Genomic DNA, 3,650 nt, shown 5'->3' with positions numbered 1-3,650 from the left:
AGCCAGCTCGACCTCCCGGCCGACAGTGCCCTGACCCTGCAGCCAACCGTCCTGGTAGGGCAGCTGGCCCGAAATGTAGATACTGGATCCCACGGCCCGGTGGTGCACGTAGTACGGGTTGTCACTGAGCTCGGGCAGGGCCAGACCCAGGGCCTGGAGCCGGTCGGAAGCCGAGTCGGTGCTCGCTGCCGAAGTCACGGACCGGCTCATCGAGCCACCTCCTCGGACAGAGCAGGGCACATACCCACGCAGTTGGCCACGAGAGCCCGATTCGCATGAATGTTGATCATCTGTACTCGGTTCTCCTCGCGAGTAACAGCGGCGATATAGCGCCGTATGGTGGCTTATAAGCGCCACCCTATTGTCGTTTGTCGACCATATGGCTGTCCGTCGAGCACTGTCAATACGCTCTTCAACCCCGAATGCACCCTCGGAACACCACGTACGGCGGGACCCGCCGCTGCTGGAAGCGACGGTCGACGCCGCGCCCTGACTCACCGACCTCATCCGGTTCGGCAGGAAGAACCGTGATGGAGCAACTCACTGACAGACGGCGGAAGTTGACCGCGCCGTTCTGGTCGGCTCTTGAGGAAACCCTTGCCACGAATGAGGCCCGGACGCCGCACCAGTGATCCGGGGTGGCGTCCGGGCGGGCCAAGAAAGGTTGCTCGGACAGTAAGAGCTCGTTCGGCGACCGATGATGCGGTGCGATAAGCGCACCATCCGGGTCAGTGCGCCGTCTCGGCCGTGTCGCAGGTGTGGCACACCACCCTGCGTGCCGGGACACGGCCGTACGAAGCACCCATGCCGATCTGGCGGGTGACCTGTACCTGACGTACGCGGGCGTGGTTCTCGCAGGCGGCCAGGCCGCAGCGCGAGCACACACCGATGCCGGTGGTGTCGCTGCGCGCCTCCTGGAGGCAGTCGTAGCACCTCATGTTCAACTCCGATTTCAGCAGGGGCCAGGTGTGGCGGCCACCAACATGAACAAACCCACCCAGGCCACGCACACCTACTCAAGGAGCTTGAAAAGTATGCTCCAGTTTAGACTTTGTCAAGACTGAGACTCGATCGCGGGTGAGTGTGCCATGCAGTGAGCGGGTTGACCTGAGTACCGGTCAGCGGTCGCTGTTCAGAGGTACAGCGGCGCGGTCCGCGTCCCGGCCGCTCGCGACCCGCGCTCCAGGGAGAATCGCCCGTTGAAAGCCGGCACGGTGCGGACGGCGCGCCGGGATGCCTTCCCGACGCGTCGCCTGTGGCTTCGGGGGACCGTGCCGACCAACGGCTACGCATGTGCCTCACCGGCGGCGACTGACTACCCCGAACTTCCAAGCGCCCACAGGGCAGTGGCCGACGGCGGGCCGTAACCGCGAGCCCCTGGGAGCGGGCACCTTCATGGCCTCGCCTGTCTGCACATGGCCGGCAGTTGCCTACGGGTTCGGGCCGCCATGCGGTGGCGCGGTGCTGCCGCAGCTGCCGCCACCGCATACCGGCGCTTCGCCGAGGGGCGAGGATGTTCCACGGGAAGGCCTCGACCGACCGCGGTCCTGCCGGTGGTCGCACACTCGATCATCGAGCGCACGGGACTCGGCGCCGACTGCGCCGCAGGAGAAGCCGCGGTGACACACGGCCGCCGCGACCCGCCGCCTCCTGGAAGAAGGACCCGCCCGCCCAGCTACCCGCACAGCGAGCGGGCTTGGACACCTCACGCAGGCGGCATGGCCTCATACCTGCCGGGACGTGCGCTCCCCCGGGTCCCCCGTCTGGGCTCCCAGCCCCATGGGGAAATGGGCGGCCAGTTCCTGGCGGAACGCGTCGGTGTCGCCTTCCAGGGCAACCGCGGCCAACCGCTCGTGCTCGACGACCAGTTGATGCGGGTCGTCGCTGTAGGTGCGGTGATCGACGCTGAGGTGGAGGCGCAGCTTGGTCTCCCAGCCGTTCCAGAGACTCTGCAGGACGCCGTGCCCCGAGAGATCGTAGAAGAGCCTGTGGAAGCGAAGGTGCGCGTCGATGCTGGCCGGGATGTCGTCCTTCTCCATGGCCCGGCGCAGATCCTCGACGGTTTGCAGCAGCTGAGACCGCTCAGCGCCGCGCAGGGCTTCGGCCGAGAGCTCGGCGGCGTACGGCTCGACACGTAGCCGGACCGAGTCGATCTCGGCGACCTCACGAGCGCTCACCTCTACGACGAACGCCCCACGGTAGGGGATCTTGACGACGAGCCCTTCCTCCTCCAGCTTGGTCAGCGCCTCGCGCAGCGGGGACCGGCTGATCCCGAGATCCGCGGCGATGTGCGCCTCGCGCAGCTGGCCACCAGGAGGTACGGTCCCGTCGAGAATGGCGGCACGCAGTGTGCGGTAGACGCCGTCCGGCGTCGTCATCCGCTGCTCCTGCCACTCGAACTTGTGGTCCACCCCGTTGCCCTCCCTCAGTATCTGTCGACCACTTGGTCGTTTGTCGACTATACCTCCGCTGGTTGCAGCCACACCTCAAGTCGGCTGCCTGACAGGGGGTTCCTGAATGCACAGCCGCGCCCCGCCCGACTCACGGGTCGCGGCGACACGGAAGTGGATCAGCGCCGGTCTGTCCTATGCACTCCTCTGATGCTGTTGACAGGCGAGGCTTCTTTGGTCGACAATCGACCACACGAAATGGTCGACAATCGACCATGAGGCTCAGGATGCTCCACGGAACACCAGGAGGACCAAATGGGATTCGACGTCAAGCCCAAGTTCGTGACGTTCGACATGAACGGCACGCTGATCAACTTCAGAATCAACGACACGATGCGTGAGGTCCTGGGCGACCGGCTGCCGGCCGAGGTCGCCGATGAGTACCTGCGGATCTGCAAGGCGTACCGAATCGACGAGTGCACGGGCGCGTACCAGCCGTTCCACCAGGTCGTCGCGCGTTCCATGGAGCGCGCCTCGCGCAAGGTCGGTCTCGAGTACCGCGAGGACGAGGCGCGGGCGGTGTACGAGCGCATCCCCACGTGGGGCCCGCACCCCGGCGTCACCGAGGCGCTGAACCGCCTGGCCGAGGCGGTCCCGTTGGTGATCATCACGAACAGCGACACCGCGCACGCCGTGCGCCTCGCGGAGAACCTCAAGGCGCCGTTCGAGGTCATCATCAGCGCCGAGGAGATGGGCATGTACAAGCCGCGACTCGGCACGTTCGACTACATGTTCGACAAGCTCGGCGTGACACCCGACGAGCTCGTCCATGTCTCCGCGAGCCCGATGTACGACCTGCGCTCCGCGGCGATCATGGGCATCGAGAACAAGGTGTACGTCGACCGCGGCTGGGAGCACGACGAGCACTGGCTCGGCTACGAGCGGATCACCGACATCGCCGACCTCCCCGTCCTCTTCGGTCTGCCGCGCCCCTGACGCCTGAGCCCGAGCGGAGAATGAGGAAATGATCCACAGCAAGGCGGTGACGGAATGAGTCAGCCCCTGCCTCAGACCGTCAAGGGTGACTCGGCTTCAGAAAGGCTCCAGGCCCTGGGGCTGAAGCTGCCCGTCCTCGCCGGCAGCACGTACCTCGTGCCCCACCGGACGGTGGGCTCCACCATCCACCTCTCCGGCCAACTCCCGTTCAAGGACGGCGAGCTGCTGGGTCAGGGCGTTGTCGGCCGTGACGTGGAGCTGGAG

Annotated in this window: 5 protein-coding genes; 2 read left to right on the top strand and 3 right to left on the bottom strand. The window is 66.2% G+C overall.

All coding sequences use genetic code 11. The features are described from left to right. The 3 genes from ABT116_RS40780 to ABT116_RS40770 form a co-directional block, all read right to left on the bottom strand. Nucleotides 1-210 (bottom strand): RidA family protein (locus ABT116_RS40780; protein WP_502984028.1); only part of this gene is annotated, 210 nt, incomplete at its 3' end. Between the two features lie 518 nt (nt 211-728). Continuing rightward, nucleotides 729-938 (bottom strand): DUF2180 family protein, encoded by a 210-nt coding sequence (locus ABT116_RS40775; RefSeq protein WP_351645167.1) that lies wholly within the window; start codon nt 936-938, stop codon nt 729-731. 786 nt (nt 939-1,724) lie between these two features. Further along, nucleotides 1,725-2,411, bottom strand: coding sequence for a GntR family transcriptional regulator (locus ABT116_RS40770; RefSeq protein ID WP_351645165.1), 687 nt, complete (start codon nt 2,409-2,411; stop codon nt 1,725-1,727). A gap of 294 nt (nt 2,412-2,705) precedes the next feature. Between ABT116_RS40770 and ABT116_RS40765 the strand changes: the two genes are divergently transcribed. Together ABT116_RS40765 and ABT116_RS40760 are read left to right on the top strand one after the other, a co-directional pair. Then, entirely contained in the window at nt 2,706-3,386 is a 681-nt protein-coding gene (locus tag ABT116_RS40765) for a haloacid dehalogenase type II (RefSeq protein WP_351645162.1), read from the top strand. Nucleotides 3,387-3,440: 54 nt separating this feature from the next. Then, nucleotides 3,441-3,650, top strand: a 210-nt coding sequence (locus ABT116_RS40760) for a RidA family protein (protein WP_502984027.1), incomplete at its 3' end; no start/stop codon positions are given.

This window comes from Streptomyces sp. NPDC002130, from assembly GCF_040296465.1.
Taxonomy (GTDB): domain Bacteria; phylum Actinomycetota; class Actinomycetes; order Streptomycetales; family Streptomycetaceae; genus Streptomyces.
This window is presented reverse-complemented; position numbering and strand designations above follow the sequence as displayed.